Source organism: Pseudomonas sp. F3-2 (genome assembly GCF_038804275.1).
GTDB lineage: Bacteria > Pseudomonadota > Gammaproteobacteria > Pseudomonadales > Pseudomonadaceae > Aquipseudomonas.
Window position 1 is genome coordinate 1,527,695 of record NZ_CP152388.1, and the last position, 18,587, is coordinate 1,546,281.

The 18,587-nt window shown below is 60.9% G+C and carries 15 protein-coding genes; 10 read left to right on the top strand and 5 right to left on the bottom strand.

The window, feature by feature from the left end; translation table 11 throughout:
- Positions 1-4: 4 nt before the first annotated feature.
- The 5 genes from AAGQ88_RS06990 to AAGQ88_RS07010 form a co-directional block, all read right to left on the bottom strand.
- Positions 5-928, bottom strand: a complete 924-nt coding sequence (locus AAGQ88_RS06990; RefSeq protein ID WP_285425090.1) for a GGDEF domain-containing protein — start codon at positions 926-928, stop codon at positions 5-7.
- Between the two features lie 295 nt (positions 929-1,223).
- Entirely contained in the window at positions 1,224-1,970 is a 747-nt protein-coding gene (locus AAGQ88_RS06995; RefSeq protein ID WP_342654822.1) for a YciK family oxidoreductase, read from the bottom strand.
- A 151-nt stretch (positions 1,971-2,121) separates the two neighbouring features.
- Positions 2,122-2,793 (bottom strand): N-acetylmuramic acid 6-phosphate phosphatase MupP, encoded by a 672-nt coding sequence (gene mupP, locus AAGQ88_RS07000; protein ID WP_342654823.1) that lies wholly within the window; start codon positions 2,791-2,793, stop codon positions 2,122-2,124.
- Positions 2,794-2,796: 3 nt separating this feature from the next.
- Positions 2,797-3,495 (bottom strand): bifunctional 2-polyprenyl-6-hydroxyphenol methylase/3-demethylubiquinol 3-O-methyltransferase UbiG, encoded by a 699-nt coding sequence (ubiG, locus tag AAGQ88_RS07005; protein ID WP_285425086.1) that lies wholly within the window; start codon positions 3,493-3,495, stop codon positions 2,797-2,799.
- A 65-nt stretch (positions 3,496-3,560) separates the two neighbouring features.
- The gene (locus AAGQ88_RS07010) at positions 3,561-4,889 is read right to left on the bottom strand and encodes a TRZ/ATZ family hydrolase (RefSeq protein WP_342654824.1); all 1,329 of its coding nucleotides are present in this window, start codon (positions 4,887-4,889) and stop codon (positions 3,561-3,563) included.
- Between the two features lie 225 nt (positions 4,890-5,114).
- On the opposite strand from AAGQ88_RS07010, the gene mtnA reads away from it, so the two are divergent.
- From mtnA to AAGQ88_RS07060, 10 genes are all read left to right on the top strand, one after another.
- Entirely contained in the window at positions 5,115-6,191 is a 1,077-nt protein-coding gene (gene mtnA, locus AAGQ88_RS07015; protein ID WP_342654825.1) for an S-methyl-5-thioribose-1-phosphate isomerase, read from the top strand.
- 304 nt (positions 6,192-6,495) lie between these two features.
- Positions 6,496-9,291, top strand: a complete 2,796-nt coding sequence (gene gyrA / locus AAGQ88_RS07020) for a DNA gyrase subunit A (RefSeq protein ID WP_342654826.1) — start codon at positions 6,496-6,498, stop codon at positions 9,289-9,291.
- Positions 9,292-9,552: 261 nt separating this feature from the next.
- Positions 9,553-10,638 (top strand): 3-phosphoserine/phosphohydroxythreonine transaminase, encoded by a 1,086-nt coding sequence (gene serC, locus AAGQ88_RS07025; RefSeq protein WP_342654827.1) that lies wholly within the window; start codon positions 9,553-9,555, stop codon positions 10,636-10,638.
- Positions 10,638-11,732, top strand: coding sequence for a prephenate dehydratase (pheA, locus tag AAGQ88_RS07030; protein WP_285425082.1), 1,095 nt, complete (start codon positions 10,638-10,640; stop codon positions 11,730-11,732). Before serC ends, pheA begins: the two co-directional genes overlap by 1 nt.
- Before the next feature lie 125 nt (positions 11,733-11,857).
- Positions 11,858-12,970 carry a histidinol-phosphate transaminase gene (hisC, locus tag AAGQ88_RS07035; protein WP_342654828.1) on the top strand — a complete coding sequence of 371 codons (1,113 nt, stop codon included), beginning with the start codon at positions 11,858-11,860 and terminating at the stop codon, positions 12,968-12,970.
- Positions 12,963-15,206 (top strand): bifunctional prephenate dehydrogenase/3-phosphoshikimate 1-carboxyvinyltransferase, encoded by a 2,244-nt coding sequence (locus tag AAGQ88_RS07040; protein ID WP_342654829.1) that lies wholly within the window; start codon positions 12,963-12,965, stop codon positions 15,204-15,206. The genes hisC and AAGQ88_RS07040 overlap by 8 nt, the downstream gene beginning before the upstream one ends.
- Positions 15,203-15,892 (top strand): (d)CMP kinase, encoded by a 690-nt coding sequence (gene cmk, locus AAGQ88_RS07045; RefSeq protein ID WP_285425080.1) that lies wholly within the window; start codon positions 15,203-15,205, stop codon positions 15,890-15,892. The genes AAGQ88_RS07040 and cmk overlap by 4 nt, the downstream gene beginning before the upstream one ends.
- A gap of 121 nt (positions 15,893-16,013) precedes the next feature.
- Positions 16,014-17,699 (top strand): 30S ribosomal protein S1, encoded by a 1,686-nt coding sequence (rpsA, locus tag AAGQ88_RS07050; RefSeq protein ID WP_093460660.1) that lies wholly within the window; start codon positions 16,014-16,016, stop codon positions 17,697-17,699.
- A gap of 269 nt (positions 17,700-17,968) precedes the next feature.
- Positions 17,969-18,268 carry an integration host factor subunit beta gene (gene ihfB / locus AAGQ88_RS07055; RefSeq protein ID WP_037011901.1) on the top strand — a complete coding sequence of 100 codons (300 nt, stop codon included), beginning with the start codon at positions 17,969-17,971 and terminating at the stop codon, positions 18,266-18,268.
- Between the two features lie 24 nt (positions 18,269-18,292).
- Positions 18,293-18,550 carry a LapA family protein gene (locus tag AAGQ88_RS07060; protein WP_093460657.1) on the top strand — a complete coding sequence of 86 codons (258 nt, stop codon included), beginning with the start codon at positions 18,293-18,295 and terminating at the stop codon, positions 18,548-18,550.
- The last annotated feature ends 37 nt before the right edge of the window (positions 18,551-18,587 follow it).

Consider the following 18,587-nt stretch of genomic DNA (forward strand, 5'->3'; position numbering starts at 1 on the left):
ACCTTCAGCCCGCCATTTCGAGGCGGTTACGGCCCTGGCGCTTTGCCGCGTACAGGGCCGTGTCGGCGCGTCTGAGCATGCTGTCGCAGGATTCGCCGGGCAGCAGCGTCGAGCAGCCCAGACTCACCGTCAGTTCGACCGTCTGGTCATTCACCGGATAGCTGAGCTTGAGCGCGGCATTGCGCAAGCGTTCGCCGACCAGCGCGGCCGATTCGCGACCGGTATTGGTCAGCACGATGAGAAATTCTTCCCCGCCAAAACGGAACACCTGATCGATGTTGCGCAGCCGGTCCTTGACCGCGTCCGTCACCGCTCGCAGCACTGCATCGCCGGTGGCGTGACCGTGTGTGTCATTGATGACTTTGAAATGGTCGATGTCGAGCATCAGCACCGACAACGGCTGCTGCTGGCGTCGGGCGATTTCCACTTCACGGGTCAGGGACTGCTCCATGGCGATGCGGTTGCCGGCACCGGTCAGCGGGTCGCGCAGGGCGCTCAGGCTGGCATTGCGGTACAGCAGCGCATTGCGCAGCGGGTACAGCAAGTGAGTGAGCAGCGATTCCAGTTGGGTCAGTTCCTGCTCGCCAAAGCGGCGTTCGCGCTGAAATGACACCTCGCCCATCTGCTCGCCCTCGTGGGTCATGCAATAGCTGGCGTTGTGCCGCGCGCGTTCGCCCAGCTCCAGGCGCAAGTCTGTGCCCAGATGCTTGTACCTCAGCGCATCGAGCGGAATGAGTTGCTGCACCTGGTTGAAGAAGATCGACAGGATCTTGTCCGCTTCGAGGCTGGTCTGCAGTTGCAGGCCAAGCTGACGCTGCAACTGCTCGTAATCCAGCGGCTGCGCAGAAGAGTGAGTTGGCACGAAGCCATGGCGTTGAAGCCGCGCACTGTCGAAGTCAATGGCGTTGGTTCTTGTCGGAAAACTCATGTTTTCGCTCCTGCGCCTCTAATCGGGCTTGAATTCGCTGGAGCGAAAGTCGTGCCAATTCGTCTGCTGTGAAGGAATATCAAGTAGATCAACCACTTAGCGCCTGTAATCAACGGCCCGCCAATCGTCGGCGCCTTGGAATTGGCTAACGTACCGGTTTACACACGAATGGACTACCAAGAGGCGACGGAAAACCGCCGAGGAGATGAAAGGCAGGCAGCTTTTCGGACGTGTCGATTTTCCTGCAGGGCACGGACGCTGTGCCCTGCAGGCTAGCGAGTGCGATCAGCGCAGATCATTTTTGCTGCGCGTCGAACGCCTGGCCGTTGATGCCGACGCTGTCCGCGCCCATCAGGTACAGGTACACCGGCATGATTTGCTCAGGCGTCGGATTTTTCATCGGGTCTTCTGCCGGATACGCCTGCGCCCGCATGTCGGTGCGCGTGGCGCCCGGGTTGATGCTGTTGGCGCGTATCGCCGCGACGCCCTCGACCTCATCGGCCAGGGTCTGCATCAGCCCTTCCGTGGCGAACTTCGACACCCCGTAAGCGCCCCAGTACGCACGTCCCTTGCGCCCGACGCTGCTGGAGGTGAACACCACCGAGGCGTCTTGCGACAGCTTGAGCAGCGGCAACAGTGCGGCCGTCAGCATGAACGTGGCGTTGACGTTGATGTGCATCACCCGCATGAAGTGCTCGCCGGACAACTGCTCGACGGGCGTGCGCGGGCCGATGATCGACGCGTTGTGCAACAGCCCGTCAAGACGCCCGAATTCGCCCTCGATCATTGCCGCCAGCTCGTCATATTGATGGGGCAGGGCTGTTTCCAGATTGAACGGAATCACTGCGGGTTGCGGGTATCCCGCCGCTTCGATTTCGTCATAGACCGCCGTGAGGTTCGACTCGGTCTTGCCCAGCAACAGCACGGTAGCGCCGTGGGCGGCATAGGCTCTGGCTGCCGCGGCACCGATACCACGGCCAGCGCCGGTCACCAGGATGATACGGTCCTTGAGCAGTTCGGGGCGGGCGGTGTAGTTGAACATGGGGGCTCCATTTTTACGGATACGGAACGCGGTGGCGAGGATATGAAGAGCGTTGTAGGAGCGCGCTTGCCCGCGAAGGCGATGGACGGTTGACCATCGATGTGGCTAATAAACCGCAATCGCGGGCGCTCCTACAGACGCCGCGTTTGGCTCAGCAACTGCACAACGCATTATCCAGCACCCGCCGCAACTCCAGCGGATGGTCTACTACAACATCAGCGCCCCAGTGATCAGGGTTGTCGTGGGGATGAATGTAGCCGTAGCGCACGGCAGCCGTCCTGGTCCCGGCATCGCGCCCGGATTCGATGTCGCGCAGGTCGTCGCCGACGAACAACACGCTGGCCGGGTCCAGGTCCAGCATCTTGCAAGCGAGCAGCAAGGGCTCGGGGTCCGGCTTGCTCTTGGTCACGTGATCCGGACAGATGAGCACCGCGGAACGCTCGGCCAGCTTCAACTGTTCCATGATCGGCTGGGCGAAACGCACAGGCTTGTTGGTCACCACGCCCCAGAGCAGGTTCGATTTCTCGATGTCTGCCAACAGCTCCGCCATGCCGTCGAAGAGCTTGCTGTGCACCGCGCAATCCTTCTGGTAACGCTCGAGAAACTCCAGGCGCAGCGCTTCGAACTCAGGCTCGCTCGGCGGCATTGCGAACGTCGCCGACACCATGGCCTTGGCGCCGCCGGAAATCTCGTCGCGGATCAGTTTGTCTTCCACCGCCGGAAAGCCGCGCTCGGCAAGCATCGCCTGACAGATCGCGATGAAGTCAGGCGCGGTGTCGAGAAGCGTGCCGTCCATGTCGAATAGAACTGCTCTCAGGCGCATGAATCAGGCTCCCCGCAATGTCTGGATCATGTAATTGACGTCGACGTCCGAAGCCAGTTTGTAATGCTTGGTCAGCGGGTTGTAGGTCAGGCCGATGATGTCCTTGACCTCGAGCCCGGCGCTGCGGCTCCAGGCACCCAGCTCGGAGGGACGGATGAATTTCTTGAAGTCATGAGTGCCGCGCGGCAGCAGGTTCATGATGTACTCGGCGCCGATGATGGCAAACAGATAGGCCTTGGGATTGCGGTTGATGGTGGAGAAAAACACCTGGCCGCCCGGTTTGACCATTTTGTAGCAGGCGCGGATGACCGACGACGGGTCCGGCACGTGTTCGAGCATTTCCAGGCACGTCACCACATCGAACTGCTCAGGCATTTCTTCGGCGAGCGCCTCGGCGGTGATCTGCCGGTACTCCACGCTTACGCCGGATTCGAGCTGATGCAGCTGGGCCACGGCCAGCGGCGCTTCGCCCATGTCGATGCCGGTCACGGTCGCGCCGCGCAACGCCATGGCCTCGCTGAGAATGCCGCCGCCGCAGCCGACGTCCAGGACTTTCTTGCCGGCCAGATTCACGCGCTCGTCAATCCAGTTCACCCGCAGCGGGTTGATGTCGTGCAGCGGCTTGAACTCACTGTTGCGATCCCACCAGCGGTGAGCCAGGGCTTCGAATTTTGCGATTTCGGCGTGGTCGACGTTGCTCATGTGTGATCCCTCTAAAACTTGAATTCGATGTTCGGTCCCGGCCAGCGGCCGTGACTGCAGAAATGTCAGCCCTTGGCGGCGATGCGATTGCCCCAGGCTTTGGCGGTGCGTGTCAGCGCTTCTTCGTCCATGCGCGTCAGACGCTTGTCGGCGAGCAGCTGTTTGCCCGCGACCCAGACGTGGCTGACACAGTCGCGGCCGGTGGCGTAGATGAGCTGCGAAACCGGGTCGTAGATCGGCTGCTGCGCCAGCCCCGACAGGTCGAAGGCGACGATGTCGGCGGCCTTGCCGATCTGCAGCGAGCCGGTGTGATCGTCGATACCCATGGCGCGAGCACCGTTGAGTGTGGCCATGCGCAAGGCCCGGTGAGCGTCCAGCGCCGTGGCTGAACCCGCGACGGCCTTGGCGAGCAGGGCGGCGGTGCGGGTCTCCCCGAGCAGGTCCAGATCGTTGTTGCTGGCCGCGCCATCGGTGCCCACCGCTACGTTGACGCCGGCCTGCCACAAGCGCTCGACCGGGCAGAAGCCACTGGCCAGCTTGAGGTTCGATTCAGGGCAATGGATCACGCTGGAGTTGCTCTCCACCAGCATCGCCAGATCCTCATCGTTGATCTGGGTCATGTGCACGGCTTGAAAGCGCGGGCCCAGCAGACCCAGGCGTTGCAGCCGGGCCAGTGGACGTTCGCCGCGTTGCTGCACGGCTTCCTGCACTTCGAAGGCGGTCTCGTGCACGTGCATGTGGATCATGGCGTCCAGTTCGTCGGCGATCACCCGGATCTTTTCCAGGTTTTCATCGCTGACGGTGTAGGGCGCATGCGGGCCCATGGCGATTCTGATGCGATCGTGATGGGCCAGATCGTTGAACAGCTCGACGCCGATGTGCAGCGCTTCGTCAGTGTTGCGTGCGCCGGGTATCGGGAAATCCAGCACCGGCACAGTGATTTGTGCCCGAATGCCACTGTTGTGCACGCGCTCGCAGGCGACTTTCGGGTAGAAATACATATCGGAAAAACAGGTGATACCGCCCTTCAACTGCTCGGCAATGGCCAGGTCGGTGCCGTCGCGCACGAAGGCTTCATCGACCCATTTGCCCTCGGCAGGCCAGATATGGTCCTGCAGCCAGGTCATCAGCGGCAGATCGTCGGCCAGGCCGCGGAACAACGTCATCGCGGCGTGACCATGGGCGTTGATCAGGCCAGGGCTGAGCAGCATGCCGGGCAGCTCGCGCACTTCCCGGGCATCCTGGCGCAGTGCTTCGGCGCGGGGCCCGATATAAGCGATCAGGCCATCACGGATGCCGATACCGTGCTGTTGCAGCACGACGCCTGCGGGTTCGACCGGTACCAGCCAGTCAGGCAGGAGAAGAAGGTCGAGCGGGGCAGCGGACTGAGGCATGGCGCGAGCATCCAATGGCTTATTACAGGGACGGCGAAGTATACCCGAGCGTCTTGGCGGGCGGCTCGCTATAATCGGCGGCTTTTTCAGCTGCTGGCTATTTGATTCCTGGCCCGCAGTCCTGTGGAAAGGAGCGTGCTCACGGTTGTCAGGGTACTGTCACCGAGAACGTGGCGCGGGCACCGGTTCCTCAGGTCTTCAACAATTCATCATGTGGGGTGTGCAATGCGCGATCGATTACTGGCTGCGGAGAAAGTGAAGGCCATCGATTGGCGGGACGGCACGCTGTATCTGCTGGATCAGCGGATTCTGCCGTTCGAGGAAACCTGGCATCCCTATAAGAGTGCCGCCGGTGTTGCCGAGGCGATCCGTTCGATGGTCGTTCGCGGCGCGCCGGCCATCGGCATCAGCGCGGCCTACGGCATTGTGCTGGCGGTGGTCGACCGTCTGGCCGCAGGCGGTGACTGGCAGATGGCGCTGGAGGAGGACTTCGACCTGTTGGCCAACTCCCGGCCCACGGCGGTCAATCTGTTCTGGGCGCTCAATCGCATGCGCGAGCGTCTGTATCGCCTCAAAGATCACGAAGATCCGCGTAAGGCGATGGAGGCCGAGGCCGTCGCCATTCACCTGAGCGATCGCGAGGCCAACCTGACCATGGCGCAGCTGGGTGCCGAGCTGATCCGCAAGCATCAGGGCAATCTGCAGACCGTACTGACCCACTGCAACACCGGCGCGCTGGCGACCGGCGGCTTCGGCACGGCGCTGGGCGTGATTCGCGCTGCCCATATAGAAGGCATGATCGAGCGCGTGTACGCCGACGAAACCCGCCCGTGGCTGCAAGGCTCGCGGCTGACCGCCTGGGAACTGGTCAACGAAGGCATCCCGGTCACGCTGAACGCAGACTCGGCCGCCGCGCACCTGATGAAGACCAAAGGCATCACCTGGGTCATCGTCGGTGCCGATCGCATCACTGCCAATGGCGACGTGGCGAACAAGATCGGCACGTACCAGCTTGCGGTCGCGGCCATGCATCACGGCGTGCGTTTCATGGTGGTTGCGCCCAGTTCGACCATCGACATGAACCTGCCCAGCGGCGAAGACATCCCCATCGAGGAGCGCGACGGTCGAGAGCTGCTTGAGGTCGGCGGTCAGCGTGTTGGCGCCGAAGTCGACGCATTCAACCCGGTGTTCGACGTCACGCCGGCGGATCTGATCGACGCGATCGTCACTGAAAAGGGCATCGTCGAGCGGCCCGATACGGTGAAAATGGCGCAGTTGATGTGCCGCAAGCGTTTGCACTGATCGCTGGCTTTCAAGTAATGGCGAGCGCTGCGAAGGCGCTATCGGGCCCTGTAAGCGCGTCTCAGGCGTCTGCTGGCGAAATGGCTCGTTTTCAGCGCCTTCAAAGGCTTCGTGCCTGACGGCGATTGTGGTAACATCCGGCGGTTTCCAAGGGGGCGCATTGCGGCCCTCTTTACTGCGCAAATCCAAGGCATAAATCGCTGATTTGTCGTAAGTCGTCGCCTGGCAATTGTCGGCGGCGGCGAGCTTCGTTCATCCCGGATGGCTGAACGAGGTTTCACCAGAAAAAGGAATCAGGCTTCTCATGGGCGAACTGGCCAAAGAAATCCTCCCGGTCAATATCGAAGACGAGCTGAAGCAGTCCTACCTCGACTACGCGATGAGCGTCATCGTCGGACGAGCTCTGCCCGATGCGCGCGACGGCTTGAAGCCCGTGCACCGGCGTGTACTGTACGCAATGAGCGAACTGGGTAACGACTGGAACAAGCCGTACAAGAAATCCGCCCGTGTGGTCGGTGACGTCATCGGTAAGTATCACCCGCATGGTGACACCGCGGTCTACGACACCATCGTGCGTATGGCGCAACCCTTTTCCCTGCGTTACCTGCTGGTAGACGGCCAGGGCAACTTCGGTTCGGTGGACGGCGACAACGCTGCGGCCATGCGATACACCGAAGTGCGCATGACCAAGCTGGCCCATGAGCTGCTGGCCGACCTGCACAAAGAAACCGTCGACTGGGTGCCCAACTACGACGGCACCGAGCAGATCCCGGCGGTCATGCCGACCCGGATTCCCAACCTGCTGGTCAACGGTTCCAGCGGTATCGCCGTCGGCATGGCGACCAACATTCCGCCGCACAACCTCGGTGAAGTCATCGACGGTTGCCTGGCCCTCATCGACAACAACGACCTGACCGTCGACGAGTTGATGCAGTACATCCCCGGCCCTGATTTCCCGACAGCGGGCATCATCAACGGTCGTGCCGGTATCGTCGAAGCCTACAAGACCGGTCGTGGCCGCATCTATATGCGCGCCCGCTCCATCGTCGAGGACATCGACAAGGTCGGCGGCCGCCAGCAGATCGTCATCACCGAGCTGCCGTATCAGCTGAACAAGGCGCGTCTGATCGAGAAGATCGCCGAGCTGGTCAAAGAGAAAAAGCTCGAAGGCATCACTGAATTGCGCGATGAGTCCGACAAGGACGGTATGCGCGTGGTCATCGAGCTGCGTCGTGGCGAAGTGCCTGAGGTCATCCTCAACAACCTCTACGCCCAGACCCAGCTGCAAAGCGTGTTCGGCATCAACATCGTTGCGTTGATCGACGGCCGTCCGCGGATCCTCAACCTCAAGGACCTGCTCGAAGCCTTCATCCGTCACCGCCGCGAAGTCGTCACCCGTCGCACCGTGTTCGAACTGCGCAAAGCCCGCGAGCGCGGCCACATCCTCGAAGGCCAGGCCGTCGCGCTGTCGAACATCGACCCGGTCATCGAGCTGATCAAGGCGTCGCCGACGCCGGCCGAAGCGAAGGAAGGCCTGATCAATACGCCGTGGGAATCGAGCGCCGTGGTGGAGATGGTCGAGCGCGCAGGCGCCGAGTCGTCCCGTCCGGAAAACCTCGATCCGCAATACGGCCTGCGTGACGGCAAGTATTTCCTGTCGCCGGAACAGGCCCAGGCGATTCTGGAACTGCGCCTGCACCGTCTGACCGGTCTGGAACATGAAAAGCTGCTGACCGAGTACCAGGAAATCCTGACGCAGATCGGCGAGCTGATCCGCATCCTCAACAGCTCCACGCGCCTGATGGAAGTCATCCGCGAAGAGCTGGAGCTGATCCGCGCCGAGTACGGCGACGTGCGTCGCACCGAAATTCTCGATGCGCGTCTGGACCTCACGCTGGGCGACATGATCCCGGAAGAAGAGCGCGTCGTGACCATCTCTCACGGTGGTTATGCCAAGACTCAGCCGCTGGCCGTCTATCAGGCTCAGCGTCGCGGCGGCAAAGGCAAGTCGGCGACCGGCGTCAAGGATGAGGACTACATCGCTCATCTGCTGGTCGCCAACAGCCACACCACACTGTTGATGTTCTCCAGCAAGGGCAAGGTTTACTGGCTCAAGACCTACGAGATTCCGGAAGCGTCCCGCGCTGCCCGTGGTCGTCCGCTGGTCAACCTGCTGCCGTTGAGCGAAGGCGAATACATCACCACCATGCTGCCGGTCGACCTGGAAGCCATGCGCAAGCGGGCTGACGAGGAAGAGGCAGAAGGTGTCGAGACCGACGCCGAAGACATCGAGAACAGCAACGAAACCGAAGAAGAGCGCAAGGCGCGTATCAAGGCCGCAGACAAGAAGAAGGCACCGTTCATCTTCATGTCGACCGCCAACGGTACCGTCAAGAAGACCCCGCTGGTGGCCTTCAGCCGTCAACGCAGCGTCGGTCTGATCGCGCTGGAACTGGACGAAGGCGACATCCTGATTTCCGCGGCGATCACTGACGGCGAGCAGGAAATCATGCTGTTCTCCGACGGCGGCAAGGTCACGCGCTTCAAGGAATCCGAAGTACGCGCCATGGGCCGTACCGCTCGCGGCGTGCGTGGCATGCGTCTGCCAGAAGGTCAGAAGCTGATTTCCATGCTGATTCCGGAGCAGGGCAGCGAGATCCTCACTGCGTCCGAGCGCGGTTATGGCAAGCGCACCGCCATCACCGAATTCCCTGAGTACAAGCGTGGCGGTCAGGGCGTTATCGCCATGGTCAGCAACGAGCGTAACGGCCGTCTGGTCGGCGCGGTTCAGGTGCAGGACGGTGAGGAAATCATGCTGATTTCCGATCAGGGCACGCTGGTTCGTACTCGCGTCGACGAAGTCTCGAGTCTGGGCCGCAACACTCAGGGCGTCACCCTGATCAAGCTGGCCAAGGACGAGAAACTGGTCGGTCTTGAGCGCGTTCAGGAACCGTCCGAGGTTGAAGGCGATGTGCTGGAAGGCGAGGAGTACGAAGGCGAGATCGTGGACGGCGAGGTCGCAGACCTTGCGGATGTCGATGAGTCTGCCGGCGATCTGCAAGCCGACGGCGCTGCCGACGAAGAAGAATCGCAAGACTGATGTAAATGCGGGGGGCTGGTGACAGGCCCCGGTTGGAGTGGCCGTGATGTGGGTGTGTCAGACGCACCGCATCGCGACCGTCGAACCTCCGATTGCGCCTACAGAACATGACGTTGATGTACAGGCGAACCTGTAGGAAAAATCGGAGTCACGACGATCTGGGCCGCATCCGTACGAATGCGGTCTACATGACGTGCCGCAACCCCGCCCCGCAACGCTTTCACCCGTTTCAAATTAAACGCGTTACTGACGAGAGTGGATATGAGCAAGCGAGCCTTTAACTTCTGCGCAGGTCCTGCCGCGCTTCCTGATGCTGTTCTGCAGCGTGCCCAGGCCGAAATGCTGGATTGGCACGGCAAGGGCTTGTCAGTGATGGAGATGAGTCATCGCAGCGACGATTACACGGCAATCGCCGAGAAGGCCGAGCAGGATCTGCGCGAGCTGCTGTCCGTTCCCTCCAATTACAAAATCCTGTTTCTGCAAGGCGGCGCCAGCCAGCAGTTCGCGGAGATCCCGCTCAACCTGCTGCCGGAAAACGGCACCGCTGACTACGTCGAGACCGGCATCTGGTCGAAAAAGGCCATCGAGGAAGCTCGTCGTTTCGGCAACGTCAACGTCGCCGCCAGCGCCAAGCCGTTCGACTACCTGGCCATTCCGGGTCAGAACGAGTGGAACCTGACCAAAGATGCCGCGTACGTTCACTACGCTTCCAACGAGACCATCGGTGGCCTGCAGTTCGACTGGGTGCCGCAGACCGGTGACGTCCCGCTGGTGGTCGACATGTCGTCCGACATTCTCTCGCGCCCGATCGATGTCTCGCAGTTCGGCCTGATTTACGCCGGTGCCCAGAAAAACATCGGCCCGAGCGGCCTGGTGGTGGTCATCGTGCGCGAAGACCTGCTCGGTCAGGCGCGCAGCAGCTGCCCGACCATGCTCAACTACAAGGTTTCGGCCGACAACGGCTCCATGTACAACACGCCGGCGACCTATTCCTGGTACCTCTCGGGTCTGGTGTTCGAGTGGCTCAAGGAGCAGGGCGGCGTCGAGGCGATGGAGCAGCGCAACCGCGCCAAGAAAGAGCGCCTGTACGGCTTCATCGACGGCAGCGAGTTCTACACCAACCCGATCAGCCATAACGCCCGTTCGTGGATGAACGTGCCGTTCCGTCTGGCTGACGAGCGTCTGGACAAGGCCTTCCTCGCGGGCGCCGAGGCGCGTGACCTGCTCAACCTCAAGGGCCACCGTTCGGTCGGCGGCATGCGTGCCTCGATCTACAACGCACTGGGTCTGGAAGCCGTCGAAGCACTGGTGGCCTACATGACCGAATTCGAGAAGGAACACGGCTGATGTCGGAACAAGAGCTCAAGGCGCTGCGGGTTCGCATCGACAGCCTGGACGAAAAGGTTCTGGAGCTGATCAGCGAACGCGCTCGCTGCGCGCAGGAAGTGGCGCGGGTCAAGATGGCCAACCTGGCCGAAGGCGAGGAGCCCGTTTTCTATCGTCCGGAGCGTGAAGCTGCGGTGCTCAAGCGCGTCATGGAGCGTAACCGCGGCCCGCTGAGCAACGAAGAAATGGCGCGTCTGTTCCGCGAAATCATGTCGTCCTGCCTGGCGCTGGAGCAGCCGCTCAAGGTTGCCTATCTGGGCCCTGAGGGCACGTTCACCCAAGCCGCGGCGCTCAAGCATTTCGGTCATGCGGTGATCAGCAAACCGATGGCGGCCATCGACGAGGTATTCCGTGAAGTGGCCGCGGGTGCGGTCAACTTCGGCGTGGTGCCGGTGGAAAACTCCACCGAAGGCGCGGTCAACCACACGCTGGACAGCTTCCTCGAGCACGACATGGTCATCTGCGGCGAAGTCGAGCTGCGTATTCACCATCACCTGCTGGTCGGCGAGAACACCAAGACCGACAGCATCAGCCGCATCTATTCCCATGCACAGTCGCTGGCTCAATGCCGCAAGTGGCTGGATGCGCATTACCCCAACGTCGAGCGCGTCGCTGTTTCCAGCAATGCCGAGGCGGCGAAGCGCGTCAAGGGCGAGTGGAATTCTGCCGCCATTGCCGGCGACATGGCCGCTGGTCTGTATGGCCTGACCCGTATCGCCGAGAAAATCGAGGACCGTCCGGACAACTCGACGCGCTTCCTGATGATCGGCAATCAGGAAGTGCCGCCGACCGGGGACGACAAAACCTCGATCATCGTTTCGATGAGCAACAAGCCCGGCGCGTTGCATGAACTGCTGGTGCCTTTCCATGAAAATGGCATCGACCTGACCCGAATCGAGACCCGGCCTTCGCGCAGTGGTAAATGGACCTACGTGTTCTTCATCGATTTCGTAGGGCATCACCGGGATCCGCTGATCAAGGCGGTGCTGGAGCAGATCAGCCAGGAAGCCGTGGCGCTCAAAGTGCTGGGTTCCTATCCGAAGGCGGTTCTCTGACGGTCATGGCCTGAAACAGCATGACGTGTGCCGGGGCGACTTTTTTCAAGTCGCCTTCGGTGGGTCGGCTTTCAGAGCGACCTGAACTCGCAGGACTGAAGTTTCATAAAGAGGTAAAGCGGTAAATGAGCGGCGACTTCCTCGCGCTGGCGCAGGCTGGTGTGCAAAAACTTTCGCCATACGTCCCTGGCAAACCGGTGGACGAACTGGCCCGTGAACTGGATATCGATCCGGCTCGAATCATCAAGCTTGCCAGTAATGAAAACCCGATGGGCGCGAGCCCCAAGGCCCTGCGGGCGATCAGCGATGCCCTGGCAGAACTGACCCGCTACCCCGACGGCAACGGTTTCGACCTGAAAATACGCCTGTCGCAAGTCTGCGGCGTCGCGCCGAATCAGGTCACGCTGGGCAACGGCTCCAACGACATCCTCGAGATCGTTGCCCGTGCCTACCTCGCTCCCGGATTGAACGCAGTCTTCAGCGAGCACGCCTTCGCGATCTACCCGATCGTGACCCAGGCAGTGGGCGCCGACGCGCGCGTGGCGAAAGCCAAGGACTGGGGGCACGACCTGCCAGCCATGCTCGCGGCCATCGACAGCAACACGCGCGTGGTCTTCATTGCCAACCCGAACAACCCGACCGGCACCTGGTTCGGCCCCCAAGGGCTGGCGGCCTTCCTCGCTGAAGTGCCGAAAGACGTTCTGGTGGTGCTGGACGAGGCGTACATCGAATACGCCGAAGGCGCCGAGTTGCCGGACGGCCTGAATTTCCTGGCGGATTACCCGAACCTGCTGGTATCGCGCACGTTCTCCAAGGCCTATGGATTGGCGTCGCTGCGGGTCGGTTACGCGCTGTCTTCGCCGGTGGTGGCTGATGTACTGAATCGTGTTCGCCAGCCCTTCAATGTGAACAGCCTGGCGTTGGCCGCTGCGTGTGCTGCACTGGACGACGCCGACTATGTTGCGCAAAGCCGTCAGTTGAACGAGGCGGGCATGCAGCAGATGGAAGAGGGCCTGCGTCAGCTGGGCCTGAACTGGATCGCGTCCAAAGCCAACTTCATCGCGGTCGACCTCGCTCGCGAAGCCGCCCCGGTGTACGACGGTCTGCTGCGCGAAGGCGTGATCGTGCGTCCGATCGCAGGGTATGGCATGCCTCATCACTTGCGCGTGAGCATCGGCCTGCCTGCTGAAAACAGCCGTTTTCTCGAGGCGTTGAGCAAGGTTCTGGCGCGTGGTTGATGTCATCTCGGCGCAATCCGGCGCGCCTGTAATCGGCCGCCTGGTGGTGGTCGGCCTCGGTCTGATCGGAGGATCGTTCGCCAAAGGCCTGAAAGAGAGCGGTCTGTGTCGCGAAGTGGTAGGCGTCGATCTCGACCCGCCGTCGCGCAGAATGGCCGTCGAACTGGGTGTGGTCGACCGCTGTGAAGACAATCTTGCTGCTGCCTGTGTCGGTGCCGATGTCATTCAGCTGGCCGTGCCGATTCTGGCGATGGAAAAACTGCTCGGGGTTCTGGCTACGCTGGATCTGGGCGACGCCGTGCTGACGGATGTCGGCAGCGCCAAGGGCAACGTCGTGCGTGCCGCTCGCGAGGCGTTCGGCGCCATGCCGGCGCGCTTCGTCCCCGGGCATCCCATTGCCGGTTCCGAACAGAGCGGAGTGGAGGCTTCCAACGCCCAGTTATTCCGTCGTCATAAAGTGATTCTGACGCCGCTGCCTGAAACCGATCAGGCAGCGCTGGCGCTGGTCGACCGTATGTGGTCCGCGCTGGGCGCCGACGTCGAGCACATGCAGGTCGAGCGTCACGACGAAGTGCTGGCGGCGACCAGCCATCTCCCGCATCTGCTTGCGTTCGGGCTGGTGGATTCGCTGGCCAAGCGCAACGAGAATCTGGACATTTTCCGCTATGCAGCGGGCGGTTTTCGCGATTTCACCCGGATTGCCGGCAGCGATCCGGTGATGTGGCATGACATCTTTCTCGCCAATCGCGAAGCGGTGCTGCGTACGCTCGACACCTTCCGCAGCGACCTCGACGCCCTGCGCGACGCCGTGGACGCGGGTGACGGCCATCAACTGCTGGGCGTTTTCACCCGGGCGCGCGTGGCGCGCGAGCATTTCGGCAAGATCCTCGCGCGGCGTGCCTACGTCGAAAAGGCCGCAGCGGAGGATATGACGTTCGTTGCCCAACCGGGCGGCAGCGTGAACGGGCAAATCCGGGTACCAGGCGACAAGTCGATTTCCCATCGCTCGATCATGCTCGGCTCGCTGGCGCAAGGCGTCACCGAAGTCGAAGGCTTCCTCGAAGGGGAGGACGCGCTGGCGACGCTGCAGGCGTTTCGGGACATGGGCGTGGTCATCGAAGGGCCGCATCATGGCCGACTGACCATTCATGGCGTAGGCCTCAATGGCCTGAAACCTGCGCCGGGTCCGATTTATCTGGGCAACTCCGGCACATCCATGCGCCTGCTGTCAGGTCTGCTCGCTGCGCAGCCTTTCGATAGCGTGCTGACCGGCGATGCGTCCTTGTCCAAGCGGCCGATGGGGCGTGTGGCCGAACCGTTACGGCAGATGGGCGCAGTCATCGAGACCGCCGCCGATGGCCGCCCGCCGCTGACGATTCGTGGCGGCAAGGCCCTCAAAGGCATCGCTTACGACATGCCGATGGCCAGCGCGCAGGTCAAATCCTGTCTGCTGCTCGCCGGACTCTACGCAGCGGGCGACACCACGGTGACCGAACCTGCGCCGACGCGGGACCACACTGAGCGTATGCTGCGTGGCTTCGGTTACCCGGTCACGGTCAATGAAGCTGCAGTCAGCGTGCAGGCGGGCGGCACGCTGCAAGCGACCCGCATTGAAGTGCCGGCCGACATTTCTTCGGCCGCCTTCTTCCTCGTGGCCGCCTCGATCGCGCCGGGCTCCGATCTGCTGCTGGAGCACGTCGGGATCAACCCGACTCGCACCGGCGTCATCGACATCCTGCGCCTGATGGGGGCTGACATTACGTTGCAGAATGCGCGGGAGGTGGGCGGCGAACCCGTTGCCGATCTGCGCGTGCGTTCAGCGAAGCTCAGTGGTATCGAGATTCCCGAAGCGCTGGTGCCGCTGGCGATCGACGAGTTTCCGGTGTTGTTCGTCGCCGCAGCCTGTGCTCAAGGGCGTACCGTGTTGCGTGGCGCTCAAGAGTTGCGGGTCAAGGAGTCCGATCGCATCCAGGTCATGGCCGAAGGTCTGACCACGCTGGGTATAAAGGTTGAACCCACCGCCGATGGCCTCATCATTGAGGGCGGAACCATCGGCGGTGGTGAGGTCAATGGTCAGGGTGATCATCGCATCGCCATGGCTTTCAGCATCGCATCGTTGTGCGCTACCGGTCCGATCCGGATCCGGGACTGCGCCAACGTCGCGACTTCTTTCCCCAATTTCCTGGTGCTTTGTGCCCAGGTGGGTATTCGTGTAGCGCAAGAGGGGCAATCGTGAAAGCTCAAGCTCCGGTCATTACGATCGACGGACCTAGCGGTTCCGGGAAGGGTACGGTAGCCGGTCTGCTGGCCAAGCGTCTGGGTTGGTGCTTGCTGGATTCCGGCGCGTTGTACCGTCTGTTGGCATTTGCAGCCCGCAATCATGGCGTCGATCTGACCAACGAAGAGGCACTGAAACTTCTGGCGGCGCACCTGGACGTCCAGTTCGAGGCGGCGACCGACGACCATGGTCAGCGCATCATTCTGGAAGGCGAGGATGTGACCCTGGCGATCCGCAACGAGCAGATCGGCAGCGGCGCTTCGCAGGTTGCATCGTTGCCGGCGGTGCGTGAGGCATTGCTGCAGCGCCAGCGCGCATTCCAGGAGTTTCCCGGTCTGATCGCCGACGGCCGGGACATGGGCACGGTGGTCTTTCCGTCCGCGCCCCTGAAGGTTTTTCTGACCGCCAGCGCCGAAGAGCGTGCCCGTCGCCGATATTTGCAGTTGAAGGCCAAGGGTGACGATGTTAGTCTGTCGAGTCTGCTAGATGAGATACGTGTCCGCGACGAGCGCGACACCCAGCGAGCGGTAGCCCCGCTCAAGCCGGCGCACGACGCCATTCAGCTGGATTCCACCGAATTGTCCATCGAGCAGGTGCTTGAACGCATCCTGAGTGAAGTCGCGCTTCGCGATCTCGCTGGATGACCAGGAAGCCATGTGGGAGACCAGTCAAAGTCCCGCAGGCTTTCTTTCATATGAACGAAACCCACGTTGTCTGGAGCGTGGCAGATGGGCGGTTACTTCGCCCTTATCAACAGGAATTAAAATGAGCGAAAGCTTTGCAGAACTCTTTGAAGAAAGCCTAAAGACCCTCAATCTTCAGCCGGGTGCAATCATCACCGGTATCGTTGTCGACATCGACGGCGACTGGGTTACCGTACACGCTGGCCTGAAGTCCGAGGGCGTCATCCCGCTCGAGCAGTTCTACAACGACGCTGGCGAGCTGACCATCAAGGTCGGTGACGAAGTTCACGTTGCGCTGGACGCGGTCGAAGACGGCTTTGGCGAAACCAAACTGTCCCGCGAAAAAGCCAAGCGTGCTGAGTGCTGGATCGTTCTGGAAGCGGCTTTCGCAGCTGAAGAAGTGGTCAAGGGCGTTATCAACGGTAAGGTTAAAGGCGGCTTCACTGTCGACGTTAACGGCATCCGTGCGTTCCTGCCAGGTTCTCTGGTTGACGTCCGTCCAGTGCGCGACACCACGCACCTGGAAGGCAAAGAGCTGGAATTCAAGGTCATCAAGCTGGACCAGAAGCGCAACAACGTTGTCGTTTCCCGCCGCAGCGTCCTGGAAGCCGAGAACAGCGCCGAGCGCGAAGCTCTGCTGGAATCCCTGCAGGAAGGTCAGCAAGTCAAAGGTATCGTCAAGAACCTCACCGATTACGGCGCATTCGTCGATCTGGGTGGCGTCGATGGCCTGCTGCACATCACCGACATGGCCTGGAAGCGCATCAAGCATCCATCTGAAATCGTCAACGTTGGCGACGAGATCGATGTAAAAGTCCTGAAGTACGATCGCGAGCGCAATCGTGTTTCCCTGGGCCTGAAGCAACTGGGCGAAGACCCATGGGTTGCTATCAAGGCTCGTTACCCGGAAGGCACTCGCGTCACCGCGCGTGTTACCAACCTGACCGACTACGGCTGCTTCGCGGAGCTGGAAGAAGGCGTGGAAGGCCTGGTACACGTTTCCGAAATGGACTGGACCAACAAGAACATCCACCCATCCAAAGTCGTTCAGGTTGGCGACGAAGTGGAAGTCATGGTTCTGGACATCGACGAAGAGCGTCGTCGTATCTCCCTGGGCATCAAGCAGTGCAAATCTAACCCATGGGAAGATTTCTCTGGCCAGTTCAACAAGGGCGACAAGATCTCCGGCACCATCAAGTCGATCACCGATTTCGGTATCTTCATTGGTCTGGACGGCGGCATCGACGGTCTGGTTCACCTGTCCGACATCTCCTGGAACGAAGTGGGCGAAGAAGCCGTACGTCGCTTCAAGAAGGGCGACGAGCTCGACACCGTGATCCTGTCTGTTGATCCAGAGCGTGAGCGCATCTCGCTGGGTATCAAGCAGCTGGAAAGCGATCCGTTCTCCGAGTACGTCACTGTCAATGACAAAGGCGCTATCGTTCGCGGTACCGTTAAAGAAGTTGACGCCAAAGGCGCCATCATCACTCTGGCCGACGACATCGAAGCTACCCTCAAAGCCTCCGAAATCAGCCGTGACCGCGTTGAAGACGCGCGTAACGTCCTGAAAGAAGGCGAAGAGATCGAAGCCAAGATCATCAGCGTTGACCGCAAGAGCCGCGTGATCAGCTTGTCCATCAAGTCGAAAGACGTTGAAGACGAGAAAGAAGCGATTCAGAGCCTGCGTAGCAAGCCTGACACCGCTGAGAACACAGGTCCTACCACTCTGGGTGACCTGCTGCGTGCTCAAATGGAAAAGCAGAACTGAGTTCTGTCTGACCATTGAAAAGGGCGACTTCGGTCGCCCTTTTTTGTGGGCGATGGTTTTGCGGGCTGCAACCCAGGGTCCTGAAGCTTAAGTCGTCGCAGCGAGCCATAAGGTCGCCAGGCCACGGTTCATGAGGCTTGGGCGCGATAATGGCCTCTTGCCTGGAAACGGCTTTCACATAAGTCGAAACATGGGCTGTTCAAAATCTTCCGGTCATGCTAAAACCTTCAAAGCGCTTTACCTAGCTGCTTGAAAAAGAAGGGAAAAATATGACGAAGTCGGAGTTGATCGAACGAATTGTCACCCATCAAGGACTGCTCTCATCCAAAGATGTGGAGCTGGCCATCAAGACGATGCTTGAGCAGATGTCGCAATGCCTTGCCACTGGCGACCGTATCGAGATACGGGGCTTTGGCAGTTTCTCCTTGCACTACCGCGCGCCCCGCGTCGGTCGCAATCCCAAGACTGGACAATCCGTCAGCCTCGACGGGAAATTCGTCCCTCACTTCAAGCCTGGAAAAGAATTGCGTGACCGGGTGAACGAAGAGGAAGAGCACGAACTCCAATAGCCGGTATGGGGGAGTGGGTGCTGTATGAGAAATCTAAAACGTCTGAGCTTTTTCGTAGTCGTCCTGCTGATCGTATCGGCGACGGTAGTATTCGTGCTTGAAAACCAGCAGTCCGTGACGCTGGTGTTTTTCGGATGGACTGCACCCGAGCTGTCCATTGCCGTGCCGGTTATTCTGGCGTTTCTCTTGGGTATGTTGATTGGTCCGGTAGTAGCCTTTATTTTGGGGTTCGGAAAGCGCCGTCGGCTTGCGGTTCGCGGGAATCGGCAGGCTGTGCAGTAAACAATTTGCAAAACATATCGCTTGGGATGTCCTGTTC